This is a genomic window from Collimonas arenae, from assembly GCF_000786695.1.
GTDB lineage: Bacteria > Pseudomonadota > Gammaproteobacteria > Burkholderiales > Burkholderiaceae_D > Collimonas > Collimonas arenae_A.
In genome coordinates this window covers 2,053,812-2,076,415 of sequence record NZ_CP009962.1, presented here as the reverse complement: position 1 = coordinate 2,076,415, position 22,604 = coordinate 2,053,812, and the positions used below count along the sequence as shown (strand labels likewise).

The 22,604-nt window shown below is 61.7% G+C and carries 3 protein-coding genes; all 3 read right to left on the bottom strand.

Annotated features, from left to right (window positions below):
• Positions 1 to 3: 3 nt before the first annotated feature.
• A complete protein-coding gene (locus LT85_RS09325) occupies positions 4 to 942 on the bottom strand; it encodes an ABC transporter ATP-binding protein (protein ID WP_038487796.1) in 939 nt (312 codons plus the stop codon).
• Positions 939 to 20,489: a non-ribosomal peptide synthetase gene (locus LT85_RS09320; protein WP_038487793.1), complete on the bottom strand. Its 19,551-nt coding sequence runs from the start codon at positions 20,487 to 20,489 to the stop codon at positions 939 to 941. Before LT85_RS09320 ends, LT85_RS09325 begins: the two co-directional genes overlap by 4 nt.
• A gap of 77 nt (positions 20,490 to 20,566) precedes the next feature.
• Positions 20,567 to 22,474, bottom strand: a complete 1,908-nt coding sequence (gene fabD / locus LT85_RS09315; protein ID WP_038487790.1) for an ACP S-malonyltransferase — start codon at positions 22,472 to 22,474, stop codon at positions 20,567 to 20,569.
• Positions 22,475 to 22,604 lie beyond the last annotated feature (130 nt).

The window sequence follows — 22,604 nt, the reverse complement described above, 5'->3', positions numbered from 1 at the left end:
CAGCTAATCCTTGCCAGTATGCGATAGGAACACGTCTTCCAGGTTCGGACGATTGACATCGAAATTGATGACGTCGATGCTTTGGTTTTCACTTACTGCGAGAATTTCCCGCAGGGTGTCTGCTACCTCCCTGGTTTGCACCCGCAAGCAATCGGTTTTATCGTCCCACTGCAGATCGATGACGCCGACCATGTCCTTGACGAACTCCAGCTTGAACCTGCCCTTGGCGAAACGGAACTGGATGGAATGGTGCGCCTGCATCGACTGCACCAGTTCCGACGGGCTGCCTTGTGCAATCAGCTTGCCGTCGTTCATGATCATGATCTCATCGCACAAGCGTTCAGCTTCCTCCATGTAATGGGTGGTGAGGACCACTGTCTTGTCGGGGTCCTGCTTCAGCTGTTCGATGAACTCCCAGGTATAGAGCCGGCTATGGGGGTCGAGCGCAGAGGTGGGCTCGTCGAGAAAGATGACATCCGGATCGCCCAGCAGCGCGACAGCAATCGACAGCCGTTGCTTTTGTCCGCCCGAGAGCTGTTCTACCTTGAAGTTGAGCTTGTCGCTCAGGCCGAGCCGATCCAGCAGCCAGGCTACCGGCTTGCCGTTACGCTTACCGTTGCCGGCTACCCGCAACTCCTGGTAGAACTTCAGCAGCTGCGCCACGGTCAGGAAACGGAAATAGTTATTCTGCTGCAGCTGCACCCCCATCCGCGGCTGGATCTTGCGTATCTGCGTGGCGACATCCATTCCCAGCACGGAAATGGAGCCGGAGGTGATTGAAGTGAGGCCCTCGATCATCGCCAGCAAGGAAGTTTTGCCGGCGCCGTTGGGACCCAGGATGCCGAAACACCCTCCTTTCCTTACCCGGAAGCTCATGCCTTTGACGGCCTCGAAATCGCCATAGCGCTTGCGGACGTCATTTATTTCCAGCGAATAGATCATAGGTTTCCAATATCTGTGGTGTTATCGCCGGCCACCTGTGCGCCATGTTGTGCGCCATCTACAGCCGGTTGGCAAACGGCTGCGTACGCTTGCCGGAAACTATCAATTTCCGCTTCGCTCCCCCTGAAAACGCAATGCACCGACAGCTTGCCGTCCGCTACATAGGCTTCGAACAACAGCCCGTAGTAATCCTGAAGCTTGTTGCGCAGGTATGCCGTGTCCATGGATGCCTGGGGTGACGGCGCTTCGGTCTGAAAGTTGAACAATATCTCTTGCGCCAAACCTGGCAAGACAGCCGCTCGCTCAACGCTTGCCGCGTCATCCAGACTGGCGTAATGAAGACCCTGCTTCTGCAGGCACGCCGCCTTGGCCGACATCTCCGCCAATGACGTATCCGCCGCGACGACGAACGGGATCTTGTCAAGAAACAAGCCAAGCTGATCGAAGTAGTTGTGCTCGCCCAGCTCCCGCCCATGGTGGATCAGCACCGTGCCGACCCGCGCCAGGCCGGTAGCCTGCGTGATCCAGTGCTTGAACATATCGAAGGCCAGTTGCTCTCCTGTGCATGCGGCATCCAGCGCTACTTCGAAACCAAGGATCTGCAATGGCTGGCTACGCCTTGCTTCAAGCGCAGCGCGGGTTGCCGGCATGACCGCCGACAGCTCCGCGTAGTCAAGCAGCTGGTCGGCGAAATCGCGTGCCGCCAGGTCGCATTTTCGCTGCACATCGCCTAGATAGTCCCGATACGTGCGCTCGATCGACCTCGGCTTGTGCTTCAACAGTTCGGTCAGACGGCGCTGGGCGCTGCTCTGCGACATGCCGTCCCAGATCAGGTGATCTAGCGCCAGCAGCAGGACATGCCGAGTGTCCGATGCCGATACCCATAGCGCCGTGTAAGCCAGCGGCGTCCGTTTCCTGGCATGATGCAAGATATCGCCGAAGGCGGCCAGATGACGGTTCAACTGCTCCTCGCCGGCGGATTTCAAATCGATATGGGCGATCGCCGCACTGGCCACTGCCTCCGCAGCCAGCAAGGACCACTGACGGCGATCGTGATCGGGGACGGCGCGTAGCAACTCCTGCTCCTGGACCAGGCGTCCGAAAGCATCCTGCAGTTCCTGCGCCGTGTGCCAGCCTGCGATCTCTATCATGCCGGAACTGCCGCGTTCGGCCCATGCCAGCATGCCGCGTTGCAGTGCGCTGAACGGGAACGCATCCTCCCTTGGCGCCGCCGCTATGGCCTCGAGATAGCTGGCGAATTGCGTTTCGTGAGCAGCAGGCAGCTGCTCGACAGGAGGCAATCCCAGCGCGCCGATGCCTTGCGATTCAAACCTCGAAGCGGCGCTTTCGAGGTTCTCGCATATCCGGATGAAATCGGGCCGACCCTCGCTTCCCATCTTGCTCAGTTTGTCTTTCAGCTCCCCTGCCCTGGACGAATCGGCTTGCTCGACCAGCAGTACGGCCACCTTTCCTCCAACGGCATCCAGCGCCATGTTCTTGCATCGCCAGCCACGGCTTTGCAGCCAATCGTCCAGGCCGAGGTCGTTCAGCGAGGACGCCGCGCCCAGCGTCCTGAGCGTACGCTGTTGATACACATCGGTGACGCTCAGCGACAAGCCTTGCTCACGCAAGCGGCCAAGCATGCGCACCAGCAGGATCGAACTGCCGCCGAGATCGAAGAAATTATCGCCGCGGCCGACTTGCGGAACATTCAGCAATTCTTGCCAGACCGCAGCAATCAGCCGCTCGGCGGCGCCTTCCGGCGCTTCGTAAATTGCTTGCTGAAATGCGCTGGCGGCGAGTGCCGGCAAAGCTTTCCGATCCACCTTGCCATTGCCGTTCAAGGGAAATACATCGAGCGCCATGATCGCCGCCGGGATCATGTAGTCCGGCAGCGTCATGCGCAAGTGCACTTTCAACTCATCCACCGCCACAACACCTTTCAGCGTGACATACGCTGCCAGTTGCGTATTGCCGGTTCCGAGTTCGCACGCTACCACCACCGCCTCACGTACGCCAGGGTGATTGAGCAGGCTGCTCTCGATCTCGCCCAGTTCAATGCGGAAACCGCGGATCTTTACCTGGAAGTCTTTACGGCCGATATATTCCACCTGGCCGTCGGGCCAGCGGCGGCCCAGGTCGCCGGTCAGGTAAAGACGCTGTTCGGCGGCGTGCCGTGCATACGGGTTGGGCCGGAACTTGCTCTGTGTTTCCTCGGGACGGTTGATGTAACCCCGCCCGACCGCCGGGCCGGCCACCGCAATCTCGCCCACTGCGCCCAGCGGCACCCGTTGCAGCAAGTCGTCGACCAGATGCATTTGCGCATTGGCGATAGGCGTTCCGATCATTACGCGCTCGACAGGCGCATAGATCGGATGAAAAGTGACGCCATCCGAGCACTCCGCCGGACCGTAGTGATTCATCAGCGGCAAGTCCGGATAGCGCTCGAACCAGCGTGCAACCAGCTCCCGCGGCAACGCTTCGCCCACCGAAATGACCCAGCGCAGATGCGGCAAAGAACGGACGTGCTGCAGCACCGCCTGGATCAGCGAGGGCACCGGCTCCCAGATCGTCACGGCCTGCCGATGGAGGCAAGCCAGCAGCGCTTCGGGATCGCGGGCGACGTCGCTGGCGACCACGTAGACCTTGGCCCCCAGCAGCAAGCCGGTAAGGAACTGCCATACAGAGATGTCGAAGCACTGCGGCGCTGTCTGCGCGATCACATCATCCGATGACATCGACAACAGTTCGTGTTTCGCACGGATGTTATTGATCATCCCGCTATGTTCGATCATCACGCCTTTGGGCTTGCCGGTAGAGCCAGAGGTGAACAGCAGATAGGCCAGGTCGCCGGGAGCAGGCGGCGCCAAGTCCAGCGCCGGGGTTGCTGTTGTTGCGGCGGCAACCAGTTCCACTGTCGAAACCACCTTGTCCGCCAGCCAATGGCCGTCGAGCCAGGCGCGCTGCACAGCCAGCTGATCGCCGACCACCACCAGGCCGGGCTGGGCCTCCTGGATAATTTCGAGCCATCGCTGCGTCGGATGGCTAGGATCGAGCGGCAGATAAGCGCCGCCAGCCTTCAGCACAGCGATGATCATCACCAGCAAGTCAGTGCCGCGCTGATCAAGCAACGCCACCGCCTGGCCGCCGCCGATACCTCGCTCCCGCAGCGTTGCCGCCAGCCGTGAGGTAAGTTCATGCAGCTCGCGGTAGGTAAGTTGCCTGGCTTCGCATTGCACGGCGATGCGGTCCGGTGTGCGCAAGGCCTGGGCTGAGAACAGCTCCGGCCAGCTGCGTTCGATCAGCTCCGGCCTGTAAGTATCGTTGCAAGCCGATAGCCAGCGCGCCTCTTGCGCACCGAGCACATCCAGCTGCCGCACCTGCTGCCCTTGCTCATCTGCCATGGCGCGCAGCGCGTGCTTGAAATAGCCCAGCCAACGCTCGACCGTACCATGGTCGAACAGCGCCGTGGCATATTCCAGGCCGCCCGTAATGCAGCCATCGATTTCGGCCAGGTCCAGCGACAGGTCAAACTTGGACGGCCGATAAGCTATGGGCTGAGGCGCGATGCGCAAACCGTCCAGCTCGACTGCCCCGGCCGCACCGGCCACATCCCCGCTGAGCCAGTTGAACATGACCTGGAACACCGGCGTATGCGCCAGGCCACGCGGCGGCTGCACCGCTTCCACCACGTGCTCGAACGGTATCTGCTGATGCCGCTGCGCGCCCAGTGTCTGCTGTTTCACGCGCTCCAGCAGATCGGCCACCGTCAGATCACCCGACAGGTCGATCCGCAATGCCAGCATATTGACGAAGAAACCGATCAGCGACTCCACCTCCACCTGGGTGCGATTGGCCACCGGGCTGCCGATCACCAGGTCCTGCTGTCCCGACAAGCGGCTGAGCACGATGGCCCAGCCCGTCAGCAGCGTCATGAACAGGGTCGCGCCGCGGTCGCGGCTGAAGCTCTTCAATGCCGCTGTAAACTCCGCATCCAGGACTACCGGAACATAGCCGCCGTCGTATACCTGCTGAGCTGGACGTGGGCGGTCGGTCGGCAGCTCCAGCAGCGTGGGTGCGCCGTTCAGGGTGTCGCGCCAGTAATCGACCTGCTCCTGCAGCCATACGCCCGCCAGGCATTGGCGCTGCCAGACAGCGTAGTCGGCATACTGCACCGCCAAGGGCGGCAACGGGTCGGCTGCGCCGCTCCGGTAGGCGTTGTAGAGCACGCCCAGTTCATGAATCAGCAATCCTTGCGACCAGGCGTCGGTCACGATATGGTGCAGGGTCACCAGCAAAATATGCCGGTCTGCCCCCAGTACAAGCAGGCGGCCACGCACCGGCGGACAGCCGGCCAGATCGAAAGGCGTATGCATCTCCTCCTCGATCAGCGGCTGCAGGCGCCAGGCGTCGGCCGGGGCGCTGAGATCATGTTCCGTCAGCCTGAAGCCATGATCAGCGGCAGCGATGCTCTGATGCGGCTCGCCGCCGATCAGCGCAAAGCGAGTCCGCAACACTTCATGGCGGGCAACGATACGGTCCAGCGCGCGATATAAAGCGGCACGGTCGAGTTTTCCCTGCAGATCCAGCATGCCGGGCAAGTGATAGGTCTCGCTGCTGCCTTGCATTTGCGACAAGAACCATAGCCGCTGTTGGGCGAACGACAATGGCAGCGGGCCGTTACGGTCTGTCGGCACGATGGCCGGATTATCGCTGTCGACTGCGTTGACAAGCACGCGCGCAAAGTCCGCGAACACAGGGAATGCGAACAGATCGGCAATGTTCACCTCGATCTTCAGCTCTTGCCGCAACCGCCCGACCATACGTGCGGCCAGCAGCGAGTGGCCGCCTAAATCGAAGAAGCCGTCGTCCCGGCTGACGCGCTCGATCTGCAGCAATTCCTGCCAGATCTGGGCCAAGGTCATTTCAAGACTTCCACGCGGCGCATGGTAGGTATCAGCCTCAGCTTTGATCTCAAGCGCCAGCAGCGCCTTGCGATCGACCTTGCCATTGCCGTTCAAGGGCAAAGCATCCAGCAGCACGACGGCGGCCGGGATCATGTAATCCGGCAGCGATGCGCGCAGATGCGCCTTGATCTGCTCTGCGCTCACCGCGGTTTTTAGCGTGACATAAGCCACCAGTTGCTTGTCGCCGCGAGCCGTTTCGGATGCCACCACTACTGCTTCACGTACCGACGGATGTCTGGCGAGGCCGCTTTCGATCTCGCCCAGTTCGATGCGGAAGCCACGGATCTTGACCTGGAAGTCTTTGCGGCCAATGTATTCCACCGTGCCGTCGGCAAAGCGCCGGCCGAGGTCGCCGGTCAGGTAAAGACGCTCTTCAGTCGCATGGCGCGCATACGGATTGCGGCGGAATTTGGCCTGTGTTTCCTCATTGCGGTTGAGATAGCCGCGGCCGACCACAGCGCCGGATACAGCGATTTCGCCGACCACGCCCAGCGGCAGCAGCCGTAGCTGGTCGTCCACCAGGTGCATTTGCGCATTGGGCATGGCTGCACCGATCAGCACGCGCTCAACTGGAGCGTGGATTGGATGGAAGGTGACATCGTCCGAGCATTCGGCCGGGCCGTAGTGATTCATCAGCGGCAAATCCGGATATTGCTCGAACCAGCGCTCGACCAACTCACGCGGCAGCGCCTCGCCGACCGAGATGACCCAGCGCAGATGCGGCAGCGGCCTGCGGTACGGCAATGCAGCCTGGATCAGCGACGGTACCGGTTCCCAGATCGTCACCCCTTGGCGGTCGAGACATTCCAGCAGCGCTTGCGGATCGCGTGTGACGTCGTTGGCGACGATATACACCTTCGCCCCCAGCAACAAACCCGTGAGGAATTGCCATACCGAGATATCGAAGCATTGCGGCGCAGTCTGGGCGATCACGTCGTCTGCCGACATCGCCAACGGCGCAACCTTGGAACGCATGTTATTGACCATGCCGCGATGTTCGATCATCACGCCCTTAGGCTTGCCGGTCGAGCCCGAGGTAAACAGCAGGTAGGCCAGGTCGTCCAGACTTGGAGGTAACAGCTCCTCCGCAGTGCTTGCGACAGCCAGCAGGCCGGCCGTCGAACGCAACTTATCGGCCTGCCAATGCTCCTCAAGCCAGCTTCGCGGCTCGGCCAGCGTGTCGCCGACCACCAGCAGGCAAGGCTGTGCTTCATGCAGGATATCCAGCCAACGCAGCGTCGGATGGGTCGGGTCGATGGGCAAATAGGCGGCGCCTGCCTTGAGCACGGCGATAATCATCACCAACAGGTCGGTGCCGCGGTGATCTAACAAGGCCACAGTCTGCCCGGGCGCCACGCCCTGCCGCCGCAAAGCCGTCGCCAGCCGCGACGTGCGCTGATGCAGCTCGCCGTAGCTCAGTTGCGCCGTTTCACATTGCACAGCGATGCGCTCAGGCGTGCGCAAGGCCTGGGCTGCGAACAGCTCCGGCCAGGTGCGGTCGATCAAATCCGGCCGGCAGGTATCGTTGAAACTGAGCAGGCGGCGCTTTTCTTCCGCGCCAATCAGATCCACTTGCCGTACGCACTGCTGTTCCTGCTCCACCATTGCCCGCAATGCACGCTCCAGGTAGCCGCTCCAGCGCTCGATCGTCTGCCGTTCAAACAGCGCGGTCGCGTATTCCAGGACGCCGCTAATGCAGTCGCCGGCTTCGGCCAGGTCGAGCGTGAGGTCGAACTTGGACAATACTCGTGGCGCGCTCTGCGGTAATATCTGCAAGCCGTCCAGGTTGATCGCGTCGGCGACATTCTCGCTCAGCCAGTTGAACATAACCTGGAATATCGGCGCATGCGCCAGGCTGCGCGGCGGCTGCACCACCTCCACCACCTGCTCGAACGGCATCTGCTGATGCCGTTGCGCAGCCAGCGTTTGCTGCCTCACGCGTTGTAGTAATTCACCCACCGCCGGTTCTCCCGACAGGTCGATGCGTAGCGCTAGAGTGTTGACGAAGAAGCCGATCATCGGCTCCAGCGCCGCCTGCATGCGATTTGCCACCGGACTGCCGATCACCACGTCTTGCTGCCCGGACAAGCGGCTGAGCACGATGGCCCAACCCGTCAACAGCGTCACGAACAAGGTGGTGTCGTGACGGCGGCTCAGCTCTTTTAAGGCCGTCGTCAGTTCCGCATCCAAAGTGAAAGCCACCACGTCGCCGTCGTATTTTTGCTGCGCCGGACGCGGCCAGTCGGTCGGCAGCTCCAGCAGCGCCGGTGCGCCAGCCAGGTTGGCATGCCAGTAGCCGCTCTGCGCCTGCAGCCAGCTCCCCCCCAGCGACTGGCGTTGCCAGGCTGCGTAATCGGCGTACTGTACCGTCAACGCGGGCAGCGGATCTTCAGCACCCATGAGGTAAGCGTTATAAATGATGCTTAGCTCACGCACCATCAACGCCAGCGACCAGGCGTCAGTGATGATATGGTGTTGCGTGAGCAGCAACACATGCTCTTCCGCATCCAGCACGATCAGGCGGCCACGAAGCAGCGGACCGGAAGCCAGGTCGAACCCCGCGCCGGCCTCCTCCTTGATCAGCGCCGGCAGACGTTGCTCGGCATCGGCCGCGTGGCTGAGATCGTGCTCGATCAGGGCAAAGCCCTGCCCGGCGGCGTCGATGTGCTGGTACGGCTCGCCGCCGGCCAGCCTGAAGCAGGTGCGCAGCACTTCGTGCCGCTCCACGATCCGGTCCAGCGCGCGCCGCAGCGCCTTGTGATCCAGCCTGCCCTGCAGACGCAGCACACCGGGTACGTGGTAAGTCTCGCTTACTCCTGGCATTTGCGACAGCAGCCACAGCCGTTGCTGCGCCAGCGACAGGGGCAAGCCGCCGTTGCGGTCGACCGGCGCAATGGGCGGCAGCGCATGGCTGCCTGCGTTTTCCACGAGCGCCGCCAGATCGGCAAGCACCGGATTTGCCAGCAAGTCCACCACCCCAAGATCCACCCCAAGCTGTTCGCGCAAGCGCGTGACGGCGCGCATCGCCAGCAATGAATGGCCACCCAGCTCAAAGAAATTGGCGGTAGCGCTAATCTGCTCCGGTTGCAATTTCAGCACCGATGCCCAGATCTCGGTCAATACGGTTTCGTTTGCAGTGCGCGGCGCAACATAAGCCGCTTCAAAGCCGGCGCCGACGTCTGGCTGCGGCAATGCCTTATCATCAAGCTTGCCGTTAGCGGTGAGCGGTAGCTGGTCCAACGGCACAATGTACTGAGGCACCATGTATTCCGGCAGCGAACGTCGCAGGAAATCACGCAGCAGCGCCAGAAACCGGGCGGTCTCGGCCGGTTCCGCAGTTGCTGTAGTAGTTTCATTGCGCTGCACGACCCAGGCGAACAAGCGCTTGTCGTCCTCGTCTCCGCGCACCAGCACCGCGACATCCTGGATTGCCGGATATTCGCGAATCCGATTCTCGATTTCGTTCAATTCAATACGGAAACCACGCAGCTTGACCTGACGATCACGCCGGCCAACGCACTCGATGCGGCCGTCGTTCAGCCATCGGCCAAGGTCGCCTGTACGGTAGACCCGGCTACCCGGCCGCCACGGATCGGCGATGAATTGCTGAGCGCTCAGGTCAGGCCGGTTGAGATAGCCTTGCGCCACGCCTTCGCCGCCAATCCAGATCTCGCCAAGCAAGCCGGGGGCACACAACTGGCCCACGCTGTCCACCACATACATCGTCGTGTTGGCGATGGGACGGCCGATTGAAAGCTTCCCGTCGAAATTGTCGCCCTCACCCATCCAGGCCGAGGACAGGATGGTCGTCTCGGTCGGTCCATAACCGTTGACGTAGCGGCAGTGCTTGCTCCAGCGCTGCACCAGTTCAGGGGTCGGCGCCGAACCGGCGGTGAGCAAGCTCATGCCCTCCGGCACCAGGTCGGGGTCCATCTGCTGCAAGTAAGGCGGCGGGAAGGCGGCGAAACGAATCCGTTGCCCGGTGAAGTACTGGGCCAGAGCGCGCGGCTCCTGGATCAGCTCGTCGCTGAGCAGGTGCAGCTCTGCACCGTTGAGCAAAGCGCCGAAGATCTCTCCTGCCGAGGCATCAAAGGTGTGTGGCGCAAACTGCGAAAATCCTTCGCCGGCCCGGGACAGCCCGGTTTGGCCGAACCAGCAGCAGAAATTGACCAGGTTACGGTGACTGACCAATACCCCCTTGGGCTTGCCGGTCGTTCCCGAGGTGTAGATAACATAAGCGGTCGAGTAAGAGGCTGGCGCCGGCAGCGCCGAACCATCTTGCTGCGCAGAGATGCCGGGATGCCCGTCTTGCAGACAATCTTCCAAAAACAGAGGCGCTACGCCCCAGCCGTCTGCCTGTTCCTGATGACCGCGCCGCGTCACAAGCCGTTTGATGCCCGCATCTTCCGCCATGAAGCTGCCGCGCTCCGGCGGACAATCCAGCGCCATCGGCACATAGGCGGCGCCGGCACGCATGATGCCGAGCATGGCGGCGATCAGGTACGGTTCCTTGCCCAGGCTGAGGGCGACCCGCTCGCCCGGCTCGACCCCACTCTGGGTCAGCCATGACGCTATCGCCTGCGCCCGTTCGGCCAGTTGCCGATAAGACCAGCGCTCAGTTCCCGCGACGACCGCGATCTCGTTCGCGCGGGTGTCGGCCTGTATCTGGAATAGTTGGTGCACGCAGCGATCGAGGGGATAGGCGGCATCGGTGGCGTTCCAGTCCCGTACCGCGCGCTGACGTTCGGCCTCGCTCAGCACGGACAACTGCGAGAGCGGCTGCGCGCCGCCTTTGGCGAAGCTCGCCAGCAACTCGTTCAGGCGCTGCAATAGCTGCAGCGTCGGGGCAGCATCGAATTGCGTTGATTGATATGCCAGTTTGAGCGTCAATCGTTCACCGGGATACACGATTAGGCTCAAGCCGAGATCGCTGCGTTCGACGCCCTGGACGTCAACCATGCGCAGGCCATCGGCCGCATCGGCAGATAGCAACGCGCGGTCAAGCGGGAAATTTTCTACCACCACCAGCGCATTGAACAGCGACTGGCCGAGGCGCGAGCCGCTGCAGCGTTGGATATCCGCCAGCGGCAGGAAGCCGTGATCCTCGTGATCGAGCTGTATCCGCTGGATCTCTTGCAGCCAGGAAGAAAGGCTCTGATCGGCGACGATCTTTAAACGGATGGGCAAGGAATTGATGAACAGCCCGACCATGGTCTCGATGCCGTCCAGGGCAGCAGGACGACCGCTGGTGGTATAGCCGAACAGCACTTCCGGTTCGCCGCTGTACTTGCTCTGCAACAATCCCCACGCGGCCAGGATCAGCGTGCCGAGGCTGACTCCCTCGGCCTGCGCCAGTTGCCGCAACTGCGTCGTAGCGTCGGCAGAAAGTTCGATCGAATGGGCTTTCTGTTCTTGGCTGCCCGCCTGCCCAGCGTCAACACGGCCCTCGGCTTCCGTCTCCAACGGCAAGCTGGCGCTGGCGGCAAGCGCTAAGCCGTCGAAATAAGCACTCCAGTAGCGCAGTGCAGTTTTCCTGTCTTGAGATTGCAGCCAGGCGATGTAGTTCTTGTACTCAGGCGCCGGCAGCGCCTGAGCTTGCGGTGCGGAGTAAATCTGAAACAATTGCTTTACCAACAACCCCATCGACCAACCATCGATGAGAGCATGGTGGTGAGTCCAGGCCAGGCAATGCTGGCGCTCGCCGGTACGCACCAGCAACAAGCGCATCAACGGCGCGGCACCGAGATCAAACGATTTGCTGCGCTCGTCGGCAAGCAGCTGTTCCAGCACTTGCTGCAGATCGCCGGCACGGTTCGGGGAATCTGTCGAAACCGCTGTGCGGAGGTCTAGCTCGCGCCACGGCAAGTCGACTTCGGCCATCACCATTTGCAGCAGTTCATCCTGCCCAATGTCGACAAAAGCGGTCCGCAGTACGGGGTTCCGCTTCACCAATTCCTGCCAGCTTTGGCGCAGGCGCGCCGGATCGACTGCCTCCAGTTGCATCCGCAGCTGGGTGAGATAAAGCCCGTCTTTCGAAGCGCGGTCGGCGAGCAGCAGCAAACCCTGCTGCATTCCTGTGCATGGGTACAGATCCTGCAGTGCGGGGTATTTCGCCTGCAATGCACTCAGATCGGCCGGCCCGATCGCGGCCAGCGGAAACTGCGAGGATTCGCGCCCCAAGCCAGAATCCGGCCCCGGTCCGCCACTGTCACAAGTCAGCATGTCCTGCAACACCCCGACCAGGCGCGCGGCCACAGCCTCCATCGTCTCGCGCCTGAACTGCCGGCGGCTGTAATCGATATGCAAGGTCAGTGCGCCCGCGCTGATCATGCCGTTGATATTCAGCGCATGGGTTCTGGCTCTGCGTGGGCTGACGAAACTGCCGCCCCGCACATCCGGATCGACCTGGCCCAGATAATTGAACAACACTTCGGACGTATGGCCGCCGAGTGTTGCGCCGGCAGCCATAAGATCCTCGTCATGCGCAAGGCTGGCCAGTAAGCCGTAACCGATGCCGTTGCGCGGCACCGCTTCCAGCTGCCGCCCGGTTGCGCGGACGTGCTCTGCCAAACCGGCCCGGACGCCGACCACATGGATGGGATACAGCGCAGTGAACCAGCCTACGGTCTGGCTGAGGTCGAGCCCCTCGAATGCAGCTTCTCCTGCCATATCGTCGCGGCCATGGCTTTCGAGATCGATGCGGATGTCATCGGCATCGAGCCAGTCGCCCAAGGTTCGGCTCAATGCCGCAATCAGCAACTGATGCGTACGAACCTCGAAGAAAGTGCCGGCCCGGCCTAGCAACAAGGCTGTTTCCTCGCGGCTCAAACCGACGACTACCTGCTCCGTCGTTTCCTGAACCGGAAAATCAAGACCGCCGGGCTCTTGCTGCGCCGCGTCGCGGTCGTACGCCAGGACGGCCGCAGGCGCTTCCAACTGCTTCAGCCAATAGGCTTTCTCTCGCTCCAGCGGCGCACTATAAGCGTAGTCATGCAGACGCGCCGCCCATTCCTGGTAACTGCTCGATGCGGCAGCCAGCCTGACTGGCTCGCCGCGGCAGGCATGCTCCAGCGCCATGTTCAGATCGTCTTGCAATACTTGCCACGAAACCACATCGACGATGAGATGGTGCATGATCCAGATCAGCTGCGACTGATCTCCGTCGCGCAGCCAGACCCAGCGGCAAAGCTTGCCTTGCCTGATATCAAGCCCGGCCTGTGCGCGCTCTACTTCCGCTCTGATGCGGGACCGTGGGTCGGCTGAATTGCCGGCAGTATCTTGCGCATCGGCTTCGACGATCATCTCATCGAATACCCCCGCGACGTCGGACAGCAACTCCGGACGATACTGTGCAATCCAGCCGGCTGCCGTCTGCCGGAATTTCAAGCGCAGCACATCGTGGCGCGCGACGATCGCCGCCAGCGCCGTTTTCAACAATTCCAGGTTTGCCTGGCGCGGCAAGCTGACCGCAGCGTATTGGCAATAATGGTCCACATCGACGCCATCGCCCTGCAGGAATCCGATCTGGATGGGTAACAAGCGCTGCTCGCCCTTGATTGCTTCGCGCTCATGCGCCGGTTCGGCCACGGCGGCGACATCTTCTTTCTGCGCCAGCCTGGTAGCCAGATTGCGGATAGTCTTTTCCTCGATGATCAGGCGCGGCGTAAGGACAATGCCCTGCCTGGCCGCGCGCGCCACCACCTGGATGGCGAGGATGGAATCGCCGCCGATGGCAAAGAAATTGTCGGTCACGCCAAAGGACGCCGCCTGCAGTACTTCGCTCCAGATTGCCCGCAGTTTCCGCTCGCAATCGTTGCCCGGCTCGGCATAGGCAGTGTGTACGTAGGCGGACGGCCCCGGTTCTGGCAAACCGGCACGATCGGCCTTGCCGTTCGCGTTGCAAGGCAGCGCTTCCAGCAGCACGAATGCTGCGGGCACCATGTATTCCGGCAATGCGGCCTGCAGTTTTTCCCTGCACGACTGGATCAGCTGCGATGCGGCGCGATCGTCCTCCAGCGCCAGGTCTTTGGCGACGAGATAGGCGACCAGTTGCTGATGGCCGCCATCCGCCCTGGCGATCACCAGCGCCTGCCTGACATTCTCGTGCGCAGACAAAGCATGCTCGATTTCGCCGAGCTCTATGCGGAAGCCGCGAATCTTGACTTGATGGTCGAGACGGCCCAGGTACTCTACCTCGCCGTCGGCGCGCCAACGCGCCAGATCGCCCGTGCGGTACAGCCGTTCTCCCGGTTCGAAGGGGCTGTCGATGAAGCGTTCGGCCGTCAAATCGTCACGGCCCAGATAACCTCGGCCGACCGCGACGCCACCGACATACAGTTCGCCGCCGACACCGGTCGGAACCGGCTCCAGGTGCTCGTCAAGCACGTACAAGCGCGTGTTCCAGAGCGGCCGGCCGATAGGCACGATCGCGCCGTCGGCGGACTTGACCTCATGACCGCTGACATCGACCGCAGCTTCGGTAGGACCGTACAAGTTGTACAGCCGCGCCTTCGACAAGGACAGGAAGCGCGCCGCCAGTGCTCCCGGCAGCGCCTCGCCGCTGACGAACATGCGGCGCAGACTGGTGCATGCGTGCAGCTCGCCGTGGTCGGCAAATACCTGCAGCATCGAAGGCACAAAACTCAACGTAGTGATGCCGTGCCCGCGGACAGCCTGACTCAGATAGGCCGGGTCGCGATGGCCTCCCGGCCGGGCCATGACCAGCGTCGCCCCCGCCAGTAACGGCCAGAAGATTTCACGCGCGGAGACATCGAACGAGAACGGCGTTTTCTGCAGCACCCGGTCACTCGCATCCAGGCCGTGACTTGCCTGCAGGCACTGGATGTAATTGACCAGTGCGCCATGCTGGTTCATCGCCGCCTTTGGCTTGCCGGTGGAGCCTGAAGTGAAGATCACGTAAATCAGGTGTCCCGGCGTGACGCCAGTCGCGGGTGCCACGGCCGGATACTGCGCCATCTGAGCCCCTTCGGCGTCCAACCGCAACAGCCGCACCGCCGCGTCGACTTGCGACAACGGTCCGGCCGCCAGCGGCGCCTGGGTCAGCACCAGGTTGAGGCCGATATCGGTCACCATGGCGGCCAGCCGCTGCGGCGGCAGTTCAGGATCCAGCGGCACATAGGCGCCGCCGGCCTTCAGAATCCCCAACATTCCTACCACCATCTGCGTGGAGCGTTCGACGCACAGCCCCACCACCACATCGGGCCCGACCCCCAAGCTACACAGATGTTGCGCCAGGCGGTTGCTGCGCTGGTCGAGTTCTCGGTAGCTCAAGCGTTCTTCCTCGCACACCAGGGCCTCGGCATACGGGGTTCTTGCCGCTTGCTCCGCAAACAGCTCGTGCATGCAACGATCGGCGCTGTAGGCATGATCCGTCTGGTTCCATGCAGACAGCGATTGCCGCCGCAATGCCGGCGGCAGCAGCCGCAACTCGCTCCAGGCGGCATCCGTTTGGTCGATCAGCTGTCGCACGCAATGCGCATAGATCTCCAGCCACATGGCGACAGTCGCCTCATCGTACAGGCTGGCGTCGTAGCCTATTCTGACGCCATAACGCGGCGCTACTGCCGCTGGCCCAGTTTCGTCGATGCCGCAATCCTGTTCGATCAGGCCAAAAATGAAGCGATAGTTGGTCGACTCGTAACCAGACTCCAGAACAGGACGCAACTGCGCATGCTGCTCGCCGTAGCGCTGGCTCTCGATATTGAACAAGCTGTTGAACAGCTCGTCGTCGAGCCGGGGTTTTACGGTTTCATGGATATGCGACAAAGGAAAGGCCGCACAGGCGCGCATGGCGTCCAGCTGCGCGTTGACGCTGGCCAGCAGGCCGGCCGGCGTGCTTGTGGAATCGATGTTCAGCACCAGAGGCAAGGTGTTGACGCAACATCCGGTGATAGTGTCGAAGCCGGGAATCTCTTCCATCCGGCCACTCTGGATGACGCCGCAGCGCACCTGCGCCTGGCCGCCCAGATAACGCAGCAGGCAGGCGTAAGCTGTCAGCCACAAGCTGTTGGCCGTGACGCCGAGCACACCGGCGCGGGCGCGCACATCCGCCGCCAGGTCGCGCTCGATGCTGCCGAGATAAATCCGTGTGTCCGGCCGCGCCGCAGCGTGGCCGTTGAGCGGAGCCGCGCAAGGCAGCTGGCTGGCGCTGCGCTCCCACGGCAATGCCAACCAGTAGGCGCGCCATGTCTCGCTGGCCAAAAGGCGGCGCTGCTGCTCCACGATATCCGCCATGCCGGCCAGCGGCGCACTCGGCCTGGACTCGTCTTCCCCGAGGAAATGGCGATAGCTGCGCAGGAGGTCGTTCAGCAGCAGCTCGATCGACCACCCGTCATGGATGATGTGATGGATGGACAGCACGGTCAGGAAACTGTCGCCGGCTTCGTCCACGGCCTGCAGATCGAACAGCGGCGCCTGGCTGAGCTGCACCGGCTTACCGCGCGCCTGTTCGATCAGCTGCTGCGCGAATGCCGCGCCCTGGCCTGGCGGCGCCTGGTGCATGCGCGTCTCCGCAGCTACCGACGTCAGCACGACCTGATGGATTTCGCCGCCACCCCGTTCGCTGTCCCATTCCTTGATGACCGTGCGCAGGCAATCATGGCGGCCAATCCAGTCGGCTACCGCCAACTGCCAGGCCGGCCAGTCCAATCTGCGCGGCATGCGGTAGCACATGTGCACCTGATAGGTGTCCTTGTGCCGATGCATGGTGCGTTGCATGTCTGTCAATGGATAAACTGCCTTTACCGTTGCCGGCAACGCATCGGCCTGCGCCTGCGTCAGCGCCGCAACCGGAAAATCGGAAGGCGTCCAGCGGCGGTTGGCGTCAACCACGCAATGATCGATCACTTCCCGCAAGCACTGGATCAGGGTCTCTCCCAGCTTGTCGGCCAAGCCGTCCGGCCATGCCGCCGGATCAAAATACAAACTGACAATCAATTCGCCATCGCGAATCTCGCTTTCCACCGACAGCGCATAGGGACTGGCGTTGCCCTCGCCCATTTCGATGGCGGCCATCGGCACCGTACGCCAGCTCTGGTGGCTGCGCTGCACCACGCCCGAGAAGTTGAACAGCACCTGCGGTGAGCGGTAACGCTCGAATTGTTCACGCACCGCCGGATCGCGGCTCAGGTAGCGCAGCGCGTAGAAATCGCGCCCGCGTTGCGGAATCGCGGCACGGCATTCCTTCAGTTGGACCAGCCAGTCCCCCAGATCCTGCTGCGCCGGCACCGTCAGACACAAGGGATGCACGCTGGTGAACCAGCCCACCGTGCGATCGAGGCCCTGAGGACCGGCAAATGCCTCGTCGCGGCCATGCCATTCGACATCCAGACAGATACGCTCCAGCTTGCAGCTGCGCGCCAGCGCCAGATAGGTCGCCGCAAGCAGCAACTCTTCTGCGCTCTGGCGGTAGCAGGCTGCCGCCTGCCCGGTCAAACGCGCGGTATCCTGGCGCGACAGGTGGTGCTGTCCGATCGTAATCGAGCTGCGCCCCGCCTCCCTCTTCGCCAGCGGCAGCGCCTGCGCGCTTTCGACCGCGCGCAGCACCGGAAGCCAGTCGTCCAGCAACGCACCCTGTTTTTCGGCGAGGTGCGCGGAAAATTTTTCCGACCAGTCCAGGTAGCTGATGCTTTTGCCTGGCAATATCGCTTCCAGGTCGTTGCCATCGCTAACGTAAAGATGGCGCAGATCGTCCAGCAGCACGCCGTGGCTGATGGTATCGACCAGCAAGTGATGCAACACCCACAGCACGCGCGAGCGACTCGCTGTTTTCAGCAGAACGATGCGGAACAGAGGCGCCTGTTCGATGTGCAATTGAGCCGCAAGCGTGGTGCGCCATTGCTCGCTCGCCTGTTCCAGTTCTGCTTCTGCAACCTCGATCGATGGGATCGCCGGCAATGCCAGCGCTGCGCTGGCGATCTCCTGACGCCAGGGAAAAGCTTCCTGCGCAACCGTTCCGGTACGGACGAAATGGGCGCGCAATTGATCGTGGTATACCGCCAGACCGGAAAAGGCCCGATGCAAACGCTCGGCGTCAAGGTCTTCCTCGGTCTCGAAGGACAAGGTCTGGCAGAATGCCCCTGGCCGCGCCAGTTGCAACTGAAAGAACCAGCCCTGGATCGGACTGAGCGGCGCAATTCCCTGGCGGCTGGCATAGTCGCGCTGCAACCGGCGCTCGGAATGCCGCAGCAGTTCGGCGAAATCGGCCAGGCGAGGATGCGACAGCAGTTGCGACGAAGTGATCTGATAACCCAGCCGCTTCAACGCAGACATCACCACCAGCGCAGTCAGCGAATCGCCACCCAGGTGGATGAAATTATCCTCGCGCGAAATATCCGGTTGCTGCAGGACACCGCGCCAGATGTCGGCGATCTGCGCTTCCAACTGGTCGGCGTGATCCGCCGACCGCGACGGCGCATCGTTCTGCAGCAGCCGCGCTTGCAGCGCGCGATAGTCGGTCTTGCCGTTCACCGTGAGCGGCAGCTCGGACAGCCAGAGAATCCGGTTAGGCATCGCCCAGGCCGGCAGAACCTGGCCCAGGCCGGTCCGGATCGTTTCTTCCGGCTGCGGCTTGCCTACGCAAAACACCACCAGCTGCTTGGCTCCCTGGACCTCGGTGACGATGACAGCCGCATGCTCGATCCCCGGCAAGGTCAGCAACGCTGTCTCCACTTCGCCCGGCTCCAGCCGATGCCCCCGCAGCTTGATCTGATTGTCGACGCGGCCGGCGAAGAACAGGCGGTTTTGATCGTCGAAGCAGGAAAGGTCGCCGCTGCGGTACCAGCGCATACGATCCGCCGTAATGAATTTATCCCGCGTCATTTCTTCGCGCTTGAGATAGCCGTGCGTCACACCCGCGCCGCCGATCAGCAGTTCGCCGATGGCTCCACGCGGTAATGGCTGGTTGAAACGATTGACTACGCGGACCTCGGTATTGATAATCGGAAAGCCAATGGTCAAGCGCTCTTGCTGTTCAATCTGATGGCTGGCCTGCCAAAGCGTCGACAGAATCGTCGTTTCTGTCGGGCCGTATGCATTGACGTACTGCAGATGCGGTTGCCAGCGCCGTACCAACTCGTGATCGGGCGCCGATCCCGCGGTCAGCAGGGTCTTCAGTTGCGGCAATTTCTCGGGCCAAAGATGTTTTGCGTATTGCGGAGGAAAAGCCGCAAATGTCACCCGCTGCTCGCTCATGTAGGCCTGCAGCCGATCGGGACTGTCGATCAGTTCCGCCGGCAGAATCACCAGCGTGGCGCCGTTCAGCAGGGCTGAATGGATTTCACCGACTGAGGCATCAAATGTAACGGGGGCAAACTGAGACACGATTTCATCCGCGCTCATCAGTTCTTTCAGATGAGTGACGAAATTGAGCAGATTGCCATGACTGACCTTGACACCCTTCGGTCGACCGGTCGATCCCGATGTAAAGATCACGTAGGCCAGATCGTCCGTGCTCAGCACATCCAGCAGCTGTGGACGATGCAAATCAGTATCGGTGACAACAGCGGCGGCAGAAGATGCGACGTCCAGGCATAGCACGGCCGGCAACGCTTCGCGCATCGACGATACCCAGGATGTTTCGGTCAAGGCGACGCGCATCTCAGCGTCGTCGGCCATTGCCTGCAGGCGGGTCGCCGGCTGCGTGGCATCCAGAGGGACAAACACCGCTCCCACTTTCAGCGTCGCCAGTTGCGCCGCAACCATGCGATGACTGCGGCCGAACGCCACACCGACGTAGTCCCCACGAATAACGCCCGCCGTGTGCAAGGCCTGCGCCCAGCGTTCGGACAATGCGTCCAGTTCGGCGAAGCTCAAACTGCCATCGGCGTCGACGACAGCGATCTTGTGTGGATGGGCGGCAACCGATGCAGCAAAACGTCCGGGCAGATTGCCGGCGATCGACTTCGCCGGCCCGCTCATATCGGTCTGCGAAGGCGCATAAGCATCGAGACCTTCGAAACGGTTCTCAGCCGACAAGCGCGATGCCGGACTTTCCAGCATCCGCGTGACCAAATGCGCCCACATTGCCATCACGAAGCGCTGATAGGATGCGCTGAAGCGGCTGGCGTCGCAATCGACAAACCACGCCTCGCAATCGCGCACGATCATGAACTCAGTCTCGCTCGCCTCTTCCGAGACACCATGCAGGCAGATAGCATGACAGCGCAACTGATCGGCCAGGCCGGGATGATTCGGATCATGCAAATCAAACCAGTCGCTCTCGTTGTCCACCCATTGCTGTTTGACATCAGCCAGCAGTTCGCCCAGGGAGGTGTGCTCGCTGATCGCGGTGACCAGTGGCCAGCATTTCTCGGGCTGCGCGCCCAAAAGACAGGTCATTACGGGTTCGTCGTTATATCTCAGCCAATGCAGAACGCCATGCCATGCCGCCACGCAGATCGGCAGATCGGCATGGCGCGGGAAAGGCATGCATTCCAGCATCCGGCGCTGGCCTTCGTATTTTGCGTTGGCCATACCGTCGTTCAGCGAGCTTGACAGCTCCATCCCATAACCACTGTGCGATATGCTCAGACCGACCGTCGATTCTTGTCCTGATAACATTATGTCTCCATGATCTTCAATAACGATTCATCCACGCTGCCCACCTTTCGCCTGCTCCAGCTCCGGCGACCTATCCGCTAAGCGGAAAGCCTGGTCAACAATTTGGATACCGTTTCGATGTTTTTCCCGAACTGATTGATCGATACGGCGTGATCAACGCGATTGCCAAAGCCGTACTTGATGAAGCTGGATAAGGTTCCGGTCGGCCCAAGGTCAACGAAGCGGACGCCTTCCTGTCCGCTCAACGAGCCCATCAGCTTGTAGAAATCGACACGCTGCCGCAGCACATCCCAAAAGTACTGATCGTCAAATGCGTCGATCGCGCGGCCATGCATGGCCGAGTAGATCGGCAGGCGCGGCGTCTGCCGTGGGAGGCTTTGCAAGAAACGGCGGAACTCAGCCTCTATCGGCTCCACCGCCGCCGAATGAAAGCCGTGATCGACCGACAGAAGCAGCGATACAATCTCCTGCGCGTCCAGCCGCTCCTTGATCGCAAGCAGTGTCCGCTGGTCTCCGCTGACCACGAAGTTACCGCTGAAGTTGACGCTCGCCAGCGTGCCGCCCCGGTACACATCAGCATGGCGTTCAAAATGCTCCACCGGCGTCAGTACGGACAGCATGCCGCCGCCAGAGGCTTGTTCGCTGAGCAAGCGCGCCTGGCAAATAACCATAGCCATCGCATCCTCCAGAGAAACCACTCCCGCAACCGTCGCCGCGACGTACTCGCCTAGGCTGTAACCCAATACCCCATCCGGCTCGATACCCGCGTGCAGCAGCACCTGGGTGAGGCTGTAACCCAGGCTGAACAGTGCCGGATGCGCCAGCAGCACATCCGTCATCTCCTCGTGCCGCTTGGTGTCGTTGTACAGCTCCGCCAGCATGCTGCGGCCGGTGTGCGCACGATGCAGCGCATCGCAAGCATCCATCGCTTCGCGGAACGGCGCGCTGTTCTGGTACAGCTCCTTCCCCATCAGGTAATACTGGGAGCCCTGTCCCGAGTACATGAACACGGTACGCCGCGAAGGCTGTAGCGGTCCATCAACAGACTTGCGGCCGGTCACTGCCTGACTGTTGCGCGCCTGCACCGCGGCAGAGGCGTCTGCGCTGTCGCCCAGCCGTGACGGCAGCGGCATCGGCATCGGCTTCTGTTTGATTTTGAAAAAGAGCTTGGTGAGTACATCGCCCGGCCCTACTTCTTCCAGTGCCACCGCACCCCGCGACAGCAGCCGTGAGACCGACTCGTACCACTTGACCGGATGCGTGATCTGACGCGCCAGCAATTCCTGATAACCGCTCATCGGATAGGGATGCGCCGTGCAATTGGCAATGACTTCCGCCTTCAGCGTATGCAAGGGCATGCGTGCGAGGTAAGCAGCGAACTGCTGCTCGACATCGCGCATGAATCTGGAATGGAAAGCCGCACTGACATTCAAGCGTACATAACGGCCGCCTGCCGCCACAAACAGTGCGTCGCAGCGCGCGATCTGCTCTTCCTCGCCCGAAATTACTATCTGCTCTGAGGAATTGATATTCGCGATGTCGATCTTGTCGAAAGGCGAGGATGCCAGCAGTTCAAGCACGTTGTCCTGATCCAGGCCGATGACGGCCGCCATGGCGCCGGGTGTCGCCTGCGACATTAATCGGCCCCGCTCTGCCACCAGGGCGACCCCAGTCTTGAAATCGAATCCGCCGGCGGCGAATATGGCGTTAAATTCACCCAGGCTGTGTCCTGCGTAGACATCGGGCGGCGCACCGCCTTGCTCGCGCCTGGCCAGAAACGACAGTGCCGACGTGACGAACAACGCCGGCTGGGTGTATTCGGTCTGCTTGAGCACATTCTTCGGATCGTCCAGACACAACTCGCGAATCGAATAACCCAATACCTCATCCGCCTCGCGGACGAGCTGGGGAAAGCGCGCAAATAACTCCGCGCCCATGCCCTTATGCTGAGATCCCTGCCCTGGAAATACCCACACTGATGTCATGCCGTCACTCTCATGTTTTGATTTTTAGATGGCGTCCGCCGCATTGGATGGCGGCGCAGGATTGCCGTAGTGGATTGCCGTAGTGGATTGCCACAATGGCCTGCTGCAGCCGCAGGCAGGCGGCGTCTGG